This window comes from Vibrio vulnificus CMCP6 (genome assembly GCF_000039765.1).
Classification (GTDB): domain Bacteria; phylum Pseudomonadota; class Gammaproteobacteria; order Enterobacterales; family Vibrionaceae; genus Vibrio; species Vibrio vulnificus_B.
The window spans coordinates 2,030,521-2,048,049 of sequence record NC_004459.3 but is presented as its reverse complement, the minus strand read 5'-3'; the positions used below and the strand labels follow the sequence as shown (position 1 = coordinate 2,048,049).

14 protein-coding genes are annotated in these 17,529 nt (G+C 40.1%); 6 read left to right on the top strand and 8 right to left on the bottom strand.

Features of this window, described 5'->3' with window-relative positions; genetic code table 11:
- Positions 1-192: 192 nt before the first annotated feature.
- The 4 genes from VV1_RS09705 to VV1_RS09690 all read right to left on the bottom strand — a co-directional run bounded on the left by VV1_RS09705 (position 193) and on the right by VV1_RS09690 (position 4,776).
- Complete coding sequence (locus VV1_RS09705; RefSeq protein ID WP_011079945.1) at positions 193-2,064, bottom strand: methyl-accepting chemotaxis protein; 1,872 nt, start codon at positions 2,062-2,064, stop codon at positions 193-195.
- 219 nt (positions 2,065-2,283) lie between these two features.
- Entirely contained in the window at positions 2,284-2,748 is a 465-nt protein-coding gene (locus VV1_RS09700; RefSeq protein WP_011079944.1) for a DUF2846 domain-containing protein, read from the bottom strand.
- 202 nt (positions 2,749-2,950) lie between these two features.
- On the bottom strand, positions 2,951-4,003 hold the full coding sequence (locus VV1_RS09695) for a GGDEF domain-containing protein (protein WP_011079943.1): 1,053 nt from the start codon (positions 4,001-4,003) through the stop codon (positions 2,951-2,953).
- Positions 4,004-4,140: 137 nt separating this feature from the next.
- Positions 4,141-4,776, bottom strand: coding sequence for a magnesium transporter (locus VV1_RS09690; protein WP_013571359.1), 636 nt, complete (start codon positions 4,774-4,776; stop codon positions 4,141-4,143).
- 807 nt (positions 4,777-5,583) lie between these two features.
- On the opposite strand from VV1_RS09690, the gene VV1_RS09685 reads away from it, so the two are divergent.
- Positions 5,584-6,906, top strand: a complete 1,323-nt coding sequence (locus tag VV1_RS09685) for a tyrosine-type recombinase/integrase (RefSeq protein WP_011079940.1) — start codon at positions 5,584-5,586, stop codon at positions 6,904-6,906.
- A gap of 191 nt (positions 6,907-7,097) precedes the next feature.
- Here the strand turns inward: VV1_RS09685 and VV1_RS09680 are convergent, their stop codons facing one another.
- Together VV1_RS09680 and VV1_RS09675 are read right to left on the bottom strand one after the other, a co-directional pair.
- On the bottom strand, positions 7,098-8,426 hold the full coding sequence (locus tag VV1_RS09680) for a type II toxin-antitoxin system HipA family toxin (RefSeq protein ID WP_011079939.1): 1,329 nt from the start codon (positions 8,424-8,426) through the stop codon (positions 7,098-7,100).
- On the bottom strand, positions 8,420-8,659 hold the full coding sequence (locus VV1_RS09675; protein WP_011079938.1) for a helix-turn-helix domain-containing protein: 240 nt from the start codon (positions 8,657-8,659) through the stop codon (positions 8,420-8,422). The genes VV1_RS09680 and VV1_RS09675 overlap by 7 nt, the downstream gene beginning before the upstream one ends.
- 592 nt (positions 8,660-9,251) lie before the next feature.
- Here VV1_RS09675 and VV1_RS09670 point away from each other — a divergent pair.
- Both VV1_RS09670 and VV1_RS09665 read left to right on the top strand, forming a co-directional pair.
- Complete coding sequence (locus VV1_RS09670; protein ID WP_011079937.1) at positions 9,252-11,060, top strand: AAA family ATPase; 1,809 nt, start codon at positions 9,252-9,254, stop codon at positions 11,058-11,060.
- Between the two features lie 8 nt (positions 11,061-11,068).
- The gene (locus tag VV1_RS09665) at positions 11,069-12,376 is read left to right on the top strand and encodes an HNH endonuclease (RefSeq protein ID WP_011079936.1); all 1,308 of its coding nucleotides are present in this window, start codon (positions 11,069-11,071) and stop codon (positions 12,374-12,376) included.
- Positions 12,377-13,623: 1,247 nt separating this feature from the next.
- On the opposite strand, the gene VV1_RS09655 is transcribed toward VV1_RS09665, so the two are convergent.
- A complete protein-coding gene (locus VV1_RS09655) occupies positions 13,624-14,808 on the bottom strand; it encodes a helix-turn-helix domain-containing protein (RefSeq protein ID WP_011079934.1) in 1,185 nt (394 codons plus the stop codon).
- On the opposite strand from VV1_RS09655, the gene VV1_RS09650 reads away from it, so the two are divergent.
- Together VV1_RS09650 and VV1_RS09645 are read left to right on the top strand one after the other, a co-directional pair.
- Positions 14,803-15,105: a helix-turn-helix transcriptional regulator gene (locus tag VV1_RS09650; protein ID WP_419445054.1), complete on the top strand. Its 303-nt coding sequence runs from the start codon at positions 14,803-14,805 to the stop codon at positions 15,103-15,105. The genes VV1_RS09655 and VV1_RS09650 overlap by 6 nt on opposite strands.
- Positions 15,106-15,118: 13 nt before the next feature.
- Positions 15,119-15,910, top strand: a complete 792-nt coding sequence (locus tag VV1_RS09645; protein ID WP_011079932.1) for a hypothetical protein — start codon at positions 15,119-15,121, stop codon at positions 15,908-15,910.
- A gap of 540 nt (positions 15,911-16,450) precedes the next feature.
- On the opposite strand, the gene VV1_RS09640 is transcribed toward VV1_RS09645, so the two are convergent.
- On the bottom strand, positions 16,451-16,975 hold the full coding sequence (locus VV1_RS09640; protein WP_011079931.1) for a hypothetical protein: 525 nt from the start codon (positions 16,973-16,975) through the stop codon (positions 16,451-16,453).
- Positions 16,976-17,116: 141 nt separating this feature from the next.
- On the opposite strand from VV1_RS09640, the gene VV1_RS09635 reads away from it, so the two are divergent.
- Positions 17,117-17,347 carry a helix-turn-helix domain-containing protein gene (locus VV1_RS09635; RefSeq protein WP_011079930.1) on the top strand — a complete coding sequence of 77 codons (231 nt, stop codon included), beginning with the start codon at positions 17,117-17,119 and terminating at the stop codon, positions 17,345-17,347.
- The last annotated feature ends 182 nt before the right edge of the window (positions 17,348-17,529 follow it).

Here is a 17,529-nt window from a genome sequence, read left to right as displayed (position 1 = left end):
AAAACGTAAACTAAGTTTCGCGGTTTAATCAGGCGAAAAAGCGACGTAGCGCAAAGACGAAATGTGCAAATGGCTAAAGAGAAAGAACTTGGCCGGCATTGGCTATCCAACGTACTCAGCCAAACTTGATTTCAAAAAAAGCCCAGCCGCTATGGGCTGGGCATATCTTCAAAAGAGTGATTCAGAATGACATCAAACAATAAACTTATTTAACAGGGCATCTTGCTGTCGCACGTACACCGTTTGCTGCGCCATGGCGTCGTTCGATTGAGCCGCCAACTGAGACACTTCGGTTGAGAGATCTTTAATTCTCACCGTATTGCTGTTGATCTCTTCCGCAACAAGGCTTTGCTCTTCTGCGGCAGACGCGATTTGCAGGTTCATATCGGTAATGCGTTGCATGATCTCGCGGATTTCTTGTAAGGCATGATCAGCTTGCTGTGCGTGCGTCACTGCCACATCCGTAGTAGCTTTACTCTCGCCCATCACAGAAGAGACTGAACTCGCCCCTGCTTGCAACTGTTCAATCATGCTGCGAATTTGCGTAGTGGATTCTTGCGTGCGTGATGCCAAAGTGCGAACTTCATCAGCCACCACCGCAAAACCGCGTCCCGACTCACCCGCACGCGCGGCTTCAATCGCGGCGTTTAAGGCCAAGAGGTTCGTTTGTTCGGCAATTTCATTAATCACTTTCAAGATGGTTTCGATATTGGTGGTCGCGCTTTCTAAGCCCTGCACTTCCTCTACCGCTTGATCGATTCTCAGTGACAGTTGGCTGATGGCATTGGTTGTATCACTGACCACTTTCGACCCGGCCGACGTCACTTGATCTGCTTCTTTCACGGCATGTGCCGCGCTTTGTGCATTGTTTGCCACTTCGAGCGCCGTGACCGACATCTCATGCATGGCTGTCGCCAGTTGTTCAAGTTCTTGAAGCTGGCTACCAACGGCGGAAGAAGCACGCTCAGCCCCCATCACCGACATTTCGGTTCCATTGAGAATGTCGGCACTGATCGCTTTCGATTGAATCACCTGCTGCTGAAGATTTTCAGTAAAGCGGTTAAAACCACACGCCATTTCCGCAAATTCTGGATCGGTATTGGTATCAAGGCGCTTAGTTAAATCGCCATTGCCACTGGCAATATCCTGAATGGCGGCGTTCAACGCCCCTAAAGGACGCATTAACGCTTTCATTAACACAGAAAGAGCCAACACACTCAGTACCACTGCGATTACCACGTAAATCAAGGAGCTGCTGCGCATTTCGCTGATCGCTGAATAAACCGTCGATTCATTGAGCACAGCGCCAACAAACCAACCTTCACTGCCAACCTTGGTTAAACGCACGAGGTAGGACACGCCTTCTTTTTCAAAGCGTTGCTCTCCTTCTTGAATACGAACCTGAGGAAGGTAGCTGGAGATATTTTCACCATTTTTGTTGACGTCTGGGTGCGCAATGGTGGTGCCGTCTGGGGTAACAATGAAGAGGTAACCCGCATCAAACAGATTGGTTTGATTGACCAATTTTGCTAAGCCACCTAAATCCACATCGTAAAACAAACTACCGATGAACTGCCCCTGAGATCGCACAGGGGCACCGATAGAAATCACCACTTGTTTCGTGGTTGAGTCTACATAGGGCTCTGTGACGACCAAACGATTTTGTGCTTTTGCCTGTTGATACCAAGGGCGAGTTCTTGGGTCATAGCTGGATTCCACTTCCCATGCATCGTCATTTTCAACCACCAAACCATCACGCTCGTAGCCAAGCCCCACGGCGATAAAACCTTGTTTTACGACGGAGGTTTCAAGCACATCCGCCACATAGCCTTGATCAAGTGGCGCAAGTTCAATGATTTCTTGCGTAGATTTTGCCAAAGCGCGTTTACTTTCCATCTGCGCACTGACGGCATCTCGCACCCCTTGCTCCAGCTCCATCAGGCTGCTTTCGACCAATTTTTCGACTTTGTCTTTGACCAATAGCGATTGTTGAACGGACAGCAATACGATACTGATAAGCAACAACACAGAAGAAGCCAGTATGACTTTTTGACTAAACTTCATAACTTACCCCATATAACAGACACTTAGAAAACCTTGTTATCGGCAACAAATGCAAAAGATTTAATAACCAGACATAAAAAACAGTAGGAATAACAAACAAAAGCGACGGAATGCGACAGAAATAACCTCTTCGCCTATAAACTCTGAACCTATGGCCTCTTTATCGTAGATAGAAAAAACCCAAGCACAAAGCTTGGGTCTGTAGACGAGAGCGTCGAATTACTTGGCTGAGCAGTTGCCCTTGATCGCCATTTTTGTTTTGTAAACGTCAGATTTACCCGTTGACTCATCGACAACCACTAAATCCGCACCGCCAACAAATGCCCCCATTTTGATGTATTGCTGAACAAAATAGAGACGTCCTTGCTCAGTAAACAAGGTGACTTCATTTGGAGAAAATTCAGATTCGGTACTGACAATGTGCTCTTTATCGCCATCCACTTCGTGGTAGAAGAAAACACCCGGTGCCGTTTCACCAATGCATTCACCATCAATATGCACATCTTTTTTCAGCGCACCACCAATGCCAGATTCTGGGCGATAAACGTAAACACCCGCTTTACCTTCGGTTGGCGCTTCAAACTGTTTCGCTTGATCGGAGAGTTCAGAATCAACCATAGGTACTGACGCACAACCAGAAAGTACTGCTAGTACCGCTGAACATAAAATGATTTTAGTTTTCATAAAGTTACTCTAGCCAAATAAAGCTGGAGAATAGCTTATGCAATCAATTCATAACAATTTCATATTTTATAAATGAGACGCATCGCAATTATTTATAAAACAATCGGACTAAAAAAACAACAAAAAAACCAAATTTGTTCAGCAAAAATATTGGAGAACAAGATAAATCACTACGCCATTCGCTAAAAATTAGCGCAATACACTAACTAACTCTGGCAATCACATCGTAAACAAAGCTGTTTTTCCCTGCTTTTTTGGCTCGATAGAGTGCTTCATCCGCTTGACGAAACGCTTTGCGATAATGTTTAGGCTGATGCGGCGCCCCGCCACAACTGAAGGTGATCGGGCTACGTAAACCAAACTCAAACGTCGCGATCTCTTGCTGCAGACGGAAAATCTTGCCCTCTATGACGTCAATCTCTTGCAGATAAAAAGCCATGAGAAACTCCTCTCCTCCCCAGCGACAAGCCACGCCATTGCCACCAACACAGCTTTCAATTTTCTGCGCCACAATCTGCAATACCTTGTCACCAACATCGTGCCCATAGCGATCGTTGATTTTCTTAAAATCATCGATATCGAGAATCACAATCCAATGCACTTGGTTTGAGTTGATGAGAAACTCTTCAATATACAAACGGTTAGGTAGTTGAGTGAGTGCATCCGTTACTGAAATCTGCTGCAGTTTTGCATTGGACTCTTTGAGCAACGCCATGGTTTGCCTGCGGCCGGAATCGTAAAAATAAGCGATAGCAAACAAAGTAAAATAGATGACCGTTAAGTGGATAAAACTGATGTTGTCGAAAGGCACTGCCGTCCAGTTCGGCATTTGGCTAAAACAGATCCAAGCGATGATAGCAAAATTGAGTACGCTAAACGTCGCCCCCAAGCGATAACCGACAACAAAAATGGAGATCACTGGAATACTTAAAGTAAATGCAAGGGCAAATTCCTCATTTCCCGTATCAGCGATATAAAGCAAGCTGATCACCATCATCACAACCACCGCAATGATGCCCGCTAAACGGGAACGCCGATTATCTTTAAGAAAATAGAAGCCAACCAAACAGCCCAACACACCTAGGCCATCGAGCAAAATCATCGGAGGAAAAGGGACAATAAAAATGTTGTAGTAGAGAAAAAACGAAAATATCGCCGTTAAAAAAGAGAGCGCAATAAAAACAAATGAGCTCTCCCTAAAATCTTCATGCCAGCGGCTCAGGTTAAGCCACTTCTCAATTACTCGAATGATCACAGGTACGTCCAGGTTGTTACATCAAGCCAAAGTAGTTAAGCCAATAATCTACTCAACTTGATGCAACATTCCTATTAACCGTGCAAAATTTGTCGAAAATTCAGAAAAAACTCAATCGTTGCACTGGCGTTTGGTCGTTAACCCACGGTAGGTAAATCCAATAACACGCTTGCCACAGAGAAATAGATCATCACCCCAATCGCATCGGCAATGGTCGTGATCAACGGCGCGCTTGCAGAGGCGGGATCAAATCGAAGTTTGCTGAGCAGAAACGGCAGCAACATGCCCACCACAGATCCAACAATCACCACAATCTGCATGGTGATCGCCACCACAAGCGCGATGTGATACCCCCCTCTCACAAAGCCCAGCAGTGACACCGCACCAGCCATAGTGATACCAAGAAGAGCGGCGATGCAAAGCTCTTTACTGAGCATTTTCGCCCAATCCTTCGCCATCACTTCTCCTGTTGCTAGCGCGCGTACCATTAAAGTGGCCGATTGCGAACCCGCATTACCGCCACTGTCGATAAGCAAGGGTAAGAAAAACACAAGTGCCACATGGCTTTGGATGATCTCCTCAAAATAAGCAATCCCAGCGCCTGAAAAAACGTTGCCGAAAACCAGCAGCACCAACCAGAAAACACGCTTGCGATACATCATCGAAATAGACGCATCTTTTAAGTTAGTGTGAGTATCGATGTGAACAGCGTGACCGCCACAAACGCCTTGTGCGTTCGCGTTATCGATTTTTTGTGTCTGTAATAGAGTCATGGTTATCTCTCCTGAGTGTCGCTCAGGACAAAGAAACCCACGCAGCCACCTCCGCCCTTTCATTGGACGCAAAGTTGTACGCATGACATGTCGTCGCTTATTGCTCTCGATGCGACAAAGCACTTAAGGCAAATCAATAAGCGTATCGTTCCTGCGGCAAACGGCCGAAGGCATATATCAATAAAGAGATGGTATTAACGAGGAAAAGTAGTATTCGCTTATGCCAATAGGTATCGACTACCCAGCACAAGCTAACAGTGTAGATTGGCAGGCTAGCAGAAAACCGTTGGCATTTTCGAAGGCTCGAAAAAACCATTTTGTGATATTCGACTACTCGACGAGTCCATAGGTTTCTGTTGTACCTCAATAAATGAAAAGGAAACGATGAGTGCTGCCCATCGCGCTATAAAAACGAGCGGCATGCTATTTTTTGGACGCGGTAAAGTCAATATGAGCTGGCCGCTTTGACACCATCGTGACATTACTGACAAAGCCCGGACAATCCATATGAAAGGAAAAATGACCAAAACGAAAAAGCCCCAGCACCATGAGATGCTGAGGCCTTAGAATAAATGGCACGCCCTGTAGGATTCGAACCTACGACCACATCCTTAGAAGTGATATGGTTACATAATTACACTCAATTACCTAAAGTTACATTACCATGTAAAATCAACAACTTGATGATGAGCAATGAAATAACTGTATCACTTATAGTTACATTTAGCTACACTGGACTAAACAGTAACCCGACTACGTAGCCGACTACAAAATATAGCTAGTAGCGGTTCATCCAAGGTGATCCATATGTTAACTGTAAATCAAATCAAAGCGCTTCCTGCCAAAAAAACCGCTTACTACAAGCCAGACAATACAGGTGAGCGAGGCACAGGCCGCTTAACTGTCCAAGTCACTCCTGCTGGCTCTAAGATCTTCAAGTTCAAATACCATAAAGAGAAGAAAGAAGTTTTCATCGCTTTGGGTAAGTTCCCTGCTCTAACTTTATCTAAAGCACGTGATCTAGCTAACGAGTACAGTGAAATGCTCTCTAAAGGATTAGATCCAAAAAATGAGCTAGAAAGGCAGTCTGAAGAGAAGAAAACAGCAGAACGTGAAAAAGATCAATTAGGCACCTTTGAGCAACTTATTGAGTTCCATAAGCAGAACAAACAAGATAATGGAAATCGTAGTCACGAAGACGAATATCAGCTCATAGTGAAAAATGTGTTCCCTCATCTCGACATACATCGAAAGGCGAAAGATTTTGAAACTGAAGATTTTTTGGACATATTAGCAATCCCAATTGAAGAAGGATTTGTGGACAAGAGTAATAAAATTCGCTCCATTCTGCATGCGGCATTCAACTTCGCTTTAGGGTACGAAAATAACCCTAAATTCAGAAAAAGAGAAACCAAATTCGCTCTTGACCACAATCCGATATCGAAAATACCAAAACAACCTGAAAAAATTGGTTCACACTTCCTATCTTGGAATGAAGTAACCCAATTACTTTATGACATGGAACATAGATTTGATGATTTAAACCTTGCATACCAAACCAGACAAGTGCTAAGGCTTTGTTTTTACTTGGGAGGGCAACGACCTCACGAAGTGGTAACGATCAAATGGTCGCACATAAATTTTGATCAAAAAACTGTTCTTGTCAGCGAAGCTTTCCAAAAAACAAAGAAAAATCACATGCTTCCTCTGACTAACTCTGCAATCCAAATACTAGAAGAAATCAGAGAACAAACGGCTACTATTGGTAGCCCATTTGTTTTCTTTAAGAAAACAAATTCAAATGAACATATGCCTACCAACACTATTGCTCAAGCACTGCTAACTTACAAAAAAGTTACAAAAATTAGGCCTTTTGTCGCTAGGGACTTTCGGAGAACAGTAAAAACATTGGGAGGGGAAATCAAGATTCCCAAAGAGTACCGTGATCGTATACAGGGGCATGCTATCAATGATGTATCTGGTAGGCACTATGATATGTATGAGTACATTGATGAAAAACGATTGGGACTTGAACTATGGGAAAAGGCGCTCAATTCACGCCTTGAAGATTATAAGCTAGTATTTTTTGAGAGAGAGCTTCCTTGGAAGAAAAAGAGCCTTACCTCCTAATACAACTAATTTTATCTACGATAACTGCCAAGAAAGACTCGATAGCTCAATCACAACCAAGCCATTGCCCTTTCGAGTTACAGGCGTGGCTGACAACTAACAAAGCGAGCGGTAGCTTGACCATCCCCAAAAATATCAAAACAGTCGTGCAATAACTTGCACGACTGTGAGGCTTTTCTTTAAATACTGATTTATTTTTTTGTCAATTGAATCTTCTTAACTGTCTTTAAGACACCGTTAAATATCTTATCTCTTACGCTTTCATTAATATCAGGTGGTAGCGAGTTTCCGACAGAATCAATCACCGCCCTTGCCGTCGATTCAAACTCATCAAGCAATAAGCGAACCTTTTCTCGCCTTATGTTCGGGACGTTCATAGTGTGAAAGGTATCTTCGAAATGGCGCGGTTGAAGTTGGTGCCACTTCCATTTTCGCCCACTAGTGCCACGTAAGCTCATTGCCATCTTGATCTTACGCTCACTCAAACCACGCCCACCTGTCAGTGGATGTGCCGAGATAATGTCATACAGTAGTGCAAGCTGATATCGACCAGATGCGGCTATACTTACAGAGAAATTCTTTCCATGCCCGTCAATGGCAGCTAGTAGCCAAAACAATATCTGAGAACGTGCAAAAGTAACGGTATCGTTGATTTCGTATGAGTATCGCAAAATATCAATAGATTCTTCTATGCCGATACCACCGTCAATTTCATATTTTCTAGCTGAGGGAATCCCTTTTGCCTGGCAAAAATCCTCATGGGGCAAGCGCAAGTAATAGCTGTTATCAGAAGATAATTTTCGGTCAAATCGCTCAACAGACAAGGCACGAACATCACCAGCACGAATAATGTCACAGTTTGCCGTTTGAATGCCGAACGCCTTTGCTAGCCTCATACAAATCAACTCATTATCTACACTAGCAGACAAATCAATAACATTGTTCTGAGAAACAATTTCACCTATTGGCAGCTTGATAATATGCGTAGTTGGAGTCATTCCCTGTGGTAGCATCCATCTTCCATCGTGAAACAGTAAGGCTGTCTTTTCCTGCGCTCCCGCTATCGAGATCCTAAAATCATCTTCCTCTTTCAGCATCCCCAAAGGAGCGTCCTCCATATATCCCTTTAGGATTCTAACCAATTCCTTTTCGGATAACGCCTTTGCGGTTATGGTTCGATGATCATCTACATCAAAGCCCTCTGGAACTAGCGTGATAGCACCTACAGCATCTCGACCAACCTTAGCTAATAGGTCGAATGGCTGTTTAGTATCTGCTTTATAGCGAGCAGCTATTCTATCTCGTATCTGCTGATTATCTGGCAGTAAGTTATCAAAGAAGTTAATAACCTCACTGCCAGTATACGCATCCTTCCTGAGAGGCATAGAAAGCGAGATAGGACGACCATTTGGTGCTAAAACCCAACCCGAATCGTAAGTGAAAACATGTGCGCCGTTTGTGCGCTTTTCAAGTACCCCAACCTTTACGCCATTCATGTAAGCATGAAGTCGATTCACCATTCGTCAACAGCCCCTTTAGTTTCAGTAATGTGCTTGCCTTTCGGCACAATATGCATTTCTAGTCCATTGATAGACAGGAGCTTGAACAATGTTTCTATCGTGGATTTTTCAGGGTTGCTTTCAAAATTAGATACTGTTGCTTGTCGCAGACCAAGATCTGTTTGCTTTAGGCCATTGTCCTTTCGGGCTTCGCGTAACGCATTGCCGAGGACTGTCGGTGTGTTAACTAGCATTATGATACCCTTAGTTAGATATGGAGACAGCGTGCATTGTATACCCTATAGAGTATACAGTAAAAATATACTCTATGGGGTATATTAAAGCAATATACTTCACAGAGTATATTTAATATTTATACTCTAAACAGTATATGAGCAGAAGTTAGTCAGAACTCTGTCCAGAGCACATATCATCCAAGAGTTTTAAGTAAAACGACTTAGTGAAATAGATCAGTCGTAAATAGGTCAACTACATTGTTTGCGATATCTGGTGTAATGCTAAAACTCAAGAGCGCACTATCGTTCGCAACTCAGAAGAGATCCTTCTTAGTTGCCTAAATCACCTTTGCCCCAAAGTCGTTTAGAGTTGGGACTCATTCATAGGCTGTTCATGTTGATTTGTCATGCCTAAAATTATGTAGTGATGGTGGGCTTGAGAGCCAACATTGCGCAATGACAAGTAGTCACTATTTGAACTATATTTGTGCTTCTTTACCCACTGTAGTAGAGCTGATAGTCTGTCAACGGTATTTGTTTTGTTGGGCTACAAACAAAAATTTGGGTATATTACCTTATTGGCTTAACCTCTATAAATAATAAAATTCACATGAATGACTACCGACTTATTTATCTTCGGATTGATCAGTATAAAAATGTTCAAAACAAAGGTATTCGCTTTACACTCGACTACAACATCCAAATTGACCAACACTGTGTCACTGTAACCTCCAGTGACTTTGGTTCAAGCGATCCTGTCAAAAATCCGCTCTCAGGTTTGGATGGTTTTAGTGCGATAGTTGGGCCTAACGGCTCAGGAAAATCTAACGTTTTAGAAGTACTTACGCATTTAGTTTGTCTAAATGAGTTCCCCTCAGACGGGAACAATGCCTCAGGTTTTCTGATCATTGAACGGTATAACTCTGGGTGTGACTCGGATCTCGTTATGATAACTAATAACAATGATTACACATTTAAGAATGGTGAAATTTCAAATAACATTAATTTTACAGAAAAAAAAGCCATTTATTACAATCCAATAGATGAAAATCACAGGCCAATAAATATAAAGATAGATGGAAGAAACCTATATCGTATTGGAGGTGATCCCGTACATAATAAGTTCAAAAATTCTAGTACCACAAACAATGTAAAGCAATTCGCAAGTTTTAAAGAAAGTATTGGTAATTACGACATATTTGAACAGATTTTCAAGAACTCTCACGCAAGTTATGTACTGCAATATGAGGAAATTAAAAATAAGGTTAGTTCATACTTATCTGCAATGGGGATTGGGGGCAATGCGATAAGACATAAGTGGTTTAGAGAACTCAAAACGGAGACGAGAAAAATATTAGATGATGATAAGTTTAGCATTAACTACTTTTATATTTGTTATTTTTTCCTTTTCGCTACAAAATTCATTGAAAGAGAACAAATTAATGGAACTAAGTTAAAATATCACAAAGATGACATTTCATTATTATTTACAATACTTAGATTTGGTATTAATAATGATAATATTAAAAATGCCCAAGATAAAGCTCAATCTTTTTTGGAAGATCTCGGCCTTCAAAGCCATTATATTGAGTTTCATAAGTATGTAGGCCAAACTAGACATAAATTAGATCTCATTTCTGATTGTTTTCAAGAAAACGAAGTTTATGGTGGTTGTATCATTATCCCCTTCAATCAGCCTGGAAAGCTTGATTTACTTAAACACCTAGTTGATGGAAATGAGTTAGAAGAGTTAGGAACTTACGAGATCAGCGGTGATAATATTTTCTCCTCTGTCTGTATCGATGGTTTGAGTTCAGGTGAAATGAATATCATCAACTTCATTGGAAATCTTGAGGAGAAACTCGACTATTTTACTAATATTCAGCCTATTGTGATTTTTGACGAAGTTGAACACACGTTTCACCCAGAGTGGCAACGCTTATTAATAAATACACTTATTAAAGTGTTCGAAAATAAGAGAGTACAACCTCAGGTGGTGTTAGCTACGCATTCTCCGTTTATTTTATCTGACATCCTAAATAAAAAGACACTTTCATTAGGGAATCATAATGATATCAATGTAAATACATTTGCAGCAAATATTCATGACATATTAAAGTCTCAATTTATTTTACAGCGTTCAATCGGAGAGCATGCGGCAAATATTATAAAAAAGATAGCCGTTCAATTAGAAGATTTAGATACTAACAGTTGTGAAGAGTACAACTTAGAAACTATTAAAACGATAGAGTTAGTAGTGGATCAAGTCGGAGACCCACTGCTAAAAAGGGAATTACAATCCCGACTCGATCGAGTTAAAATACATCCTAGATCTATTAAAGGGCGTATTTTATCTCTTCTGGATGAAGGCTTAGACGAAAGGCAACTTTTAGCTCGTATCAAATCAATAGATGAATAAATATAATCATGTTTCTTATTAACAATGCAACCATTATCGATGCAATAAAAAAACACAAAGCGCATTTTAATCAACGACCATCTCAAATAAATATCTATACGGTTTATTTATCTAGAAATTTTGAAGAAATAATAACTGGCACGCCTGAAACTTTATTGAAAATTCTTAATGGTTTTTTTGACAAAATTAAAGATGACTTAGTCAGTTTACCTATCTCAGATCAACTTAAACACAAATATGTTCATATTAGTGGTATCAAGAAAAAAAGCGGAAAAATTATTGATGTTGAGCTTACTTTTGAATGCCCTATATCACTAAGATCATTTTGGGATGCGCTGGACAACCATCTTGGAACTAATGCCAACATAGATTATGCTATTCAAGCTTTAGATAACATTGATTATCAATTGAAATGTCACTTAGATATACATACTTTAAATCGCCAAAAACTCAGTGAATATAAGAGGAAAAGTAAGAATCTTAGATCTGGAAAAACAGTAACAATTCTTGCGTCAAAATTAAATCCTTACCTTAATGAAAGGCTAATTACCTGCTATGTGGAATGTAAGGCAGTGTTTGATTACGATCTGTTTAGAGAAAAAAGTTTGGAATGGTGTGCGTACTCATTGACCAAGTATGTAGCGCCTAGGATTTGCCCTTATTGTAATCGGAATTTTACTCCAGTTGTTGTCATAGATAAAAATGATGAGGCAAGACCTGAGCTTGATCATTTTATTCCTAAGTCACTGTTTCCGATGTTTGCTGTTTCTTTTTATAACCTGATACCTGCTTGCCACAATTGTAATCATACCAAAGGTAACTACAATGTGATCAATATCGACGCTCGAGGAAACTTGTCTTATAACATATCACATCCGTATTTGGTAGAAGATGACCTTAGCGAAAGGAAAGTATTTACTATAAAAAATAAGGCCCAAGATATTGGTATATTTTTTGATTACAATTCTCAAGAAAAATTACAGATAGCTCTTGAGCCTAACTTACCCTTCAAAGTTACTAACTCCCTGTCTATATATAAGTTAGCCGTGGCAACTGAAAATGGGCTTGAAGGTTATTATAGTCATCATGATAAAGAGCTTATCACCAGCCTAAATATGGTTAGAAAGTACCCTGATACTGCCATTGAGTCTATCGTTAAATTGTTTAAAGGAGAACAACAGATTATAACACCTCAATCAATTGGAAATTTAAAACGCTCATTGCTACAAATGGTTATTCCAGAAAACGCAAAAGAAGAGACCTTGGGAAAGTTGAAAAAAGATATACTCACTGAACTACTTATGCATCTTATATGATGATATGAAAATGGAATTGTATTAACTATTTTACTAACTCAATTAGACGATAGTACTTTAGTGCATTTTTTCCAAAAACGCGATAAGTCCGCAAAGAAATCGGATTGTGATGGCGTATAAAATGTCGATATTTATGAATGTTTTAGATGACTAAACTGATTATTTGAATACATGCTTCTACCCAAATCAAGCGTGAGAGATGCATTAGAGATGGGATATCGTAAGTCATTCATGATGCCTCAAATTATTCGAGTTATCGATATTAGGGCAGATGATCTAACAAGGTTTTGTCCAAAAAAGAGTTTGAATCTAAGCTAGGATTAACTGACTAACGAAGTAGAGCAATGTTCACTCTTAATAGAAAATCTACAGAGCACAGCTCTGTAGCCTAGCTAACCGCTCTCTTAAATAGATATGGTATCACTTGAAATGATGGGGTATATGCATTCAATAAATTCCGTGAAGATAAGGTCAGATTAAATAATTATCGCGGTTATCAAGAACACTGTTCTCATAAATTCATAACTACATTAAATTTTGTTTTTTGTTTTTTGTTTTTTGTTTTTTGTTTTTTGTTTTTTGTTTTTTAAATATGAAAAAACAAGTTATGTTTGAACACTGTTCTGAAAATTTTAGTCCTGAGTTTAACCTTTATATCCCCCACAACAATACAAATCGATCGGCAGGATGAATGCTTTCTAGAAGCAGAAAACAGCCACAGCGAACCAAAAAATCATTGAATTACAAAGCGAAATTTTTTGATGCACGAAAATTACATTGCAGACGAAGCAGACAAACGTCTCTGCACGAAAGCTTTCGCTACGTGCGAACAAATAAAGAAGTGTCACACGAAGCACTAAAACTGTCTTTTGCGACACAGCAATTGCTCTCTGCGACAACGAAAAAAAATCAACAAGAGCAAACTTTGCTCATTTGTTTTTAATTTTTCAGTCTTGCTCCTTATATTAAAGCTATAACCGTTATAATAGTTATAACAGTCATAATAGTTATAACAGTCATAATGGTTATAACATATTTTTTTGAGGGAATGTAGCCTTATTTAGGTCCAAGGATTAATAATCCATTGAATAAAAACGACAATATAAAAACAATTATTATTCAAACAAGAAAACTCAAGGCATTTAATAGAGACACTATTCCACGAAAAATCATGCTGCTTGCCAGCATGAATACATTTAGTTATTTACCTATTTGGCAATCAAATTATTATAGTTGACCCTCTAGTGCTAAATAATTTTATTCTTCAATTTGTATACAGCAGTTCGTGACACACCTAATATTCTCGCAATCTCATTCATCGTAAGAGATGGGTCATCATCTCTTTCTTTTAATAGCTGTTTCAACTGTTCACGCTTCGCTATGTTAGGATTGGTGCCTTGTTTCGCTCCGCTTAAAACGGGGAAATTATTAACTATCATAAACGCTTCATATCTGCGTATACAGTTTAGGAGTGTCAACGATTTTTGAATGTTATTCGCACTCTTTAACCAGATCAGAGCATCCTTAATTTTCCACAAGTTTGCCTCAACGTCCCCTCCTAGCACCCTTGCAACGTTTACAATCCAATCGTCGTAGCAAGAAGTAATGTTGTCGATATCATTAATTTGCTCGTAAGCATGGGGGTAATGCTCCCGTGTAAATGTAAGTACAGCTTCAGCATAGCTTTGCCAGCCTGCATTATCTCGATCCAGTTTGAGTAGCTCAGACATCACCAATCGCGGCTCTACTGAGAATAAGTTAAGCCAAGAATAAAGAGTTCTTGCATCCAAGCGTTCTTTACCTTGTTTATAGTCTTCTAGCTTACTTTGCGCATCTTCATCATCACTATGGCGATAGACGGCAGAAATCAATCTTCTTGTGGCTTTCTTATATGCTAAAGCACTCCTAGAAGAGTGATGATCTCGACAATAGTATGGAGACTGATTCACTCGTTTGTAGCAAAGCGCACAGAAAGGTAAAGCCAAAGTAGTGTGTTTTGTTTGAGTATTGTCAGATGATGGCCTTTGAGGTGTCAATCCCTTCGCTTTAACGAGCATTTGCTCAATCACATCAATGTATTCGATAACTTCATCGTTTTGATCTTGAAGTAATCCTTTTGGTGAGAGATTCGATGTTGGGGTTCTGAAGCTAATAAGCTTATCAATTGATGCAGACAACCCTCCTGCAAAACGAACGAACTCCTTAATGGTATTCGGCTTTCGATCCGCAAAAGTCTTAAGAAAACGAAGATTTAACATTAACACTTCAGACACTTCTAACTCTAAATCAACATCAAATGCTTCAATAACAGATATACCATTTGGACTCTTCTTTTGAGTTAGCTTTTTGTTTTCACTTCTAGATCGTGCTTCAAGTTTCTTAAGGTTGTCCTCCAGTTTCTTTTCAAGTACTACCGCAGCTACCTTATCCATCAGTGTAAACCCTATTGTGTCTTTTCTTTAATCTACAACACTTGCGTTTGTTTTCATACGATTACATCAGACAGAAACATAAAAACAAAAATGAGAATAATAAAAATGATAGATAGAAAATTTATAAGAGTTAGCGACTTAGCTACGTACCTAAATATAAGTAAAGTGACTGTGTGGCGCTGGCGCAAAGAAGGTCGTCTCCCGCCAGCTCGTGCAATCAGCACGCGAATTGTGGGCTGGGAACGAGAGACTATTGAAAGATGGCTCGAAGAACAAACAACAGAGCTACCGTACTAAGGGGTGTAAGTGAATGAACATACAAACTAACGAACGCACTTACATTACAGACTTACGTACCAAGCTTAAACAGCAATTTATTCAAGAGATGCATAACGCGAACAAAGATCCCGATAAAGGCATTACCTTCGACGTGATGCTTGACGCTTACGAAGCTGCAAAAGCGGAAGGAAAATGTTTTGAGAACCCAGCCCAATTACAAGCCGCGGTTGGTGGGAGGTATGTAAAAGCTCAAATAGCATTTCAAATACTCGATTCTGCTCAACCTAATGCGAATCGATATAATCGAGAAGTTCCCCAGTGGTTTTCCAGCCCGCTAGAAACTGCACTAAAACTCGACATAGCGGCTTTGTGGCAAGCTGTAGAGAGTGACATTGCTAGTATTGTAGAAAGTCGAGTAAAGATAGCTGAACACTGTTCTGAACAGAAACGCCTACAAGCATTACAATCCAGTGAGCTGGTCGAAGAGCTTCAAGACAAACTTGATGAGCTGAAAGAACTACCTGCGCAACTTAGTGAACTAAAGATCGACAATGAGCGCTTAAAAACCGAAGTGAGCGTACTTGAAAACAGAGCCTCAACTTTGCAAGCCAGTTCAGACTCTTCATTTGCCTTACAGCGTGAAAACGCGATTTTAGAAGACAACAATGCGAAGATTAAATCTGAAAATCAGAATATGAGAAAAGAACTTGAGCGAACTGCTGCCCTCTTGCAAGAAACGCTTATCAAGAAAGCTAACTTAGAAGGTCGCTTAGAAGAGCGCGGCGAGTTTTCTAAAACTACCAACAAACGGCATCCAAGCTAAAAATAATACACTTTGCATCACGATAACCTATTCCCACGATTGGGAATAGGTATGATATCTTCTTATCTATTCGAGATAACTGAAATTAGCAATGCCTCAATGCCGTAAGAAGTTAGCCCCACCCCCGCAGATGGACACAAGTGAAATACTGAACGTTTTATCTAGGACGAAGTTTAATGGACAAAATGTCGTCCAGTGAGATCGCAAAGGTCAATTTTATGTAGACAACGGAATGAACAAGGTTCGCGCTATGCTCAACAGTGAGAAGACTCATGTTTCGTTTTTTTCAGTCGCTATTCCAACTACGTCAACATCGTCGACTCAATTCTCGAAGAGTTTGCAGCCGAACAAAGCTTATTTATTGAAAGTTGCGAAATTTACCCCACACACTAAAGCAAGATCCCATAACATCTCACAAATCACTATCGAACCGCTGGCTCATTCCCACGCATGGGAATGACTACAAAGAGAGTCCAATTCCGAACCTGGTGCTAGTTCCTATAGTGCGGACCGCAGGTCGAGAACCACCCTTATGTACGATTAGCGTTTCTCTTGATTAATAATCTTCCCCATAATTTCTTTCTTATATTCAGTAAGTAATGCTTCACGCTCTAGCTTTTCTATTTCGTTGTTCAAATGTTCACCATGAACTGGAAATAGATCCAGCAGTTCTTTATGCGCAACTATTTGGTCATTAATTTCAACAAGTTTAGTGTTCAACTGATCTTGGTATTGTCGCTCTTCGCTAACTAGCTCAGACTCTAAATACCCTTGGCCTACTCTATGCTTTTCTTGTGTGACTTTTGTGCCTCCGACTGCAACAAATTGAGCGTTATTTATTCGAGGGGGACTTAATCGCACAACCTTCCCTTCCTGTTCTAGTATTTTCAAAATTCGATAAGACTGATTATTAAAACGCTCAATATGTTCATCAATGCAGTAATGCGTCTCGAGAAAAGGCCTCAAAAGCTTTCGGTAACTAAACAAGCTGAAGTACTCTTCTTGCTCATAATGCTGAAGAGTTTCCAAACCGATTTTGTACAACTCTTTAGTACCTACTCTCATATACTTCCTTATCAAATGAATAATATATTATCCAATCCATATTGGGTAATATATTACCCGCCCGTGTTTAAGTCAAGTGATTATCATGGAGTCAATTCAATCACTGATGTAAACTGAAAAGAAACTTCGTCATGTAACGATATGAATAATTTAGCAAAAGAAATAGCTCAAAATATCATTGATAAACGAACAAAAATCGGACTATCAAGCTCCGATGCGAGTATCAAGGCGGGCTTTAGTCGAGGTTACTTAGGTAAGGTAGAAAGAGATGGCGTTCGAATCACAGTTGAAAAGCTTTATCAGCTAGCTCGAGTCCTCGATTGTGAAGTGACTGATCTTTTACCCAAAGATCGAACTGACTTACTGGATTAGGAGAAGCTTAAGCCCTTAAGCTTTTTCACGAACAACTACACTGCTCTCGCAGTGTAGATTTCTACCTGTGTATTTCCTTTGCCAATTTTAGAAAACACCATCCACTTCACTGATAAGTCAGTATCTTTTCTGCTTTTATGCATCCTTTGGTATAGTCATGAAATGCATTTGTACTGAGCTGG

Excerpts from the sequence above, each read along its gene's own strand:
- VV1_RS09675 (WP_011079938.1), bottom strand. The coding sequence starts at position 8,659 with ATGCTAGTTAACACACCGACAGTCCTCGGCAATGCGTTACGCGAAGCC.
- VV1_RS09670 (WP_011079937.1), top strand. The coding sequence starts at position 9,252 with ATGAATGACTACCGACTTATTTATCTTCGGATTGATCAGTATAAAAAT.
- VV1_RS09700 (WP_011079944.1), bottom strand. The coding sequence starts at position 2,748 with ATGAAAACTAAAATCATTTTATGTTCAGCGGTACTAGCAGTACTTTCT.
- VV1_RS09645 (WP_011079932.1), top strand. The coding sequence starts at position 15,119 with ATGAACATACAAACTAACGAACGCACTTACATTACAGACTTACGTACC.
- VV1_RS09685 (WP_011079940.1), top strand. The coding sequence starts at position 5,584 with ATGTTAACTGTAAATCAAATCAAAGCGCTTCCTGCCAAAAAAACCGCT.
- VV1_RS09640 (WP_011079931.1), bottom strand. The coding sequence starts at position 16,975 with ATGAGAGTAGGTACTAAAGAGTTGTACAAAATCGGTTTGGAAACTCTT.
- VV1_RS09655 (WP_011079934.1), bottom strand. The coding sequence starts at position 14,808 with ATGGATAAGGTAGCTGCGGTAGTACTTGAAAAGAAACTGGAGGACAAC.
- VV1_RS09690 (WP_013571359.1), bottom strand. The coding sequence starts at position 4,776 with ATGACTCTATTACAGACACAAAAAATCGATAACGCGAACGCACAAGGC.
- VV1_RS09680 (WP_011079939.1), bottom strand. The coding sequence starts at position 8,426 with ATGGTGAATCGACTTCATGCTTACATGAATGGCGTAAAGGTTGGGGTA.
- VV1_RS09665 (WP_011079936.1), top strand. The coding sequence starts at position 11,069 with ATGTTTCTTATTAACAATGCAACCATTATCGATGCAATAAAAAAACAC.
- VV1_RS09635 (WP_011079930.1), top strand. The coding sequence starts at position 17,117 with ATGAATAATTTAGCAAAAGAAATAGCTCAAAATATCATTGATAAACGA.
- VV1_RS09705 (WP_011079945.1), bottom strand. The coding sequence starts at position 2,064 with ATGAAGTTTAGTCAAAAAGTCATACTGGCTTCTTCTGTGTTGTTGCTT.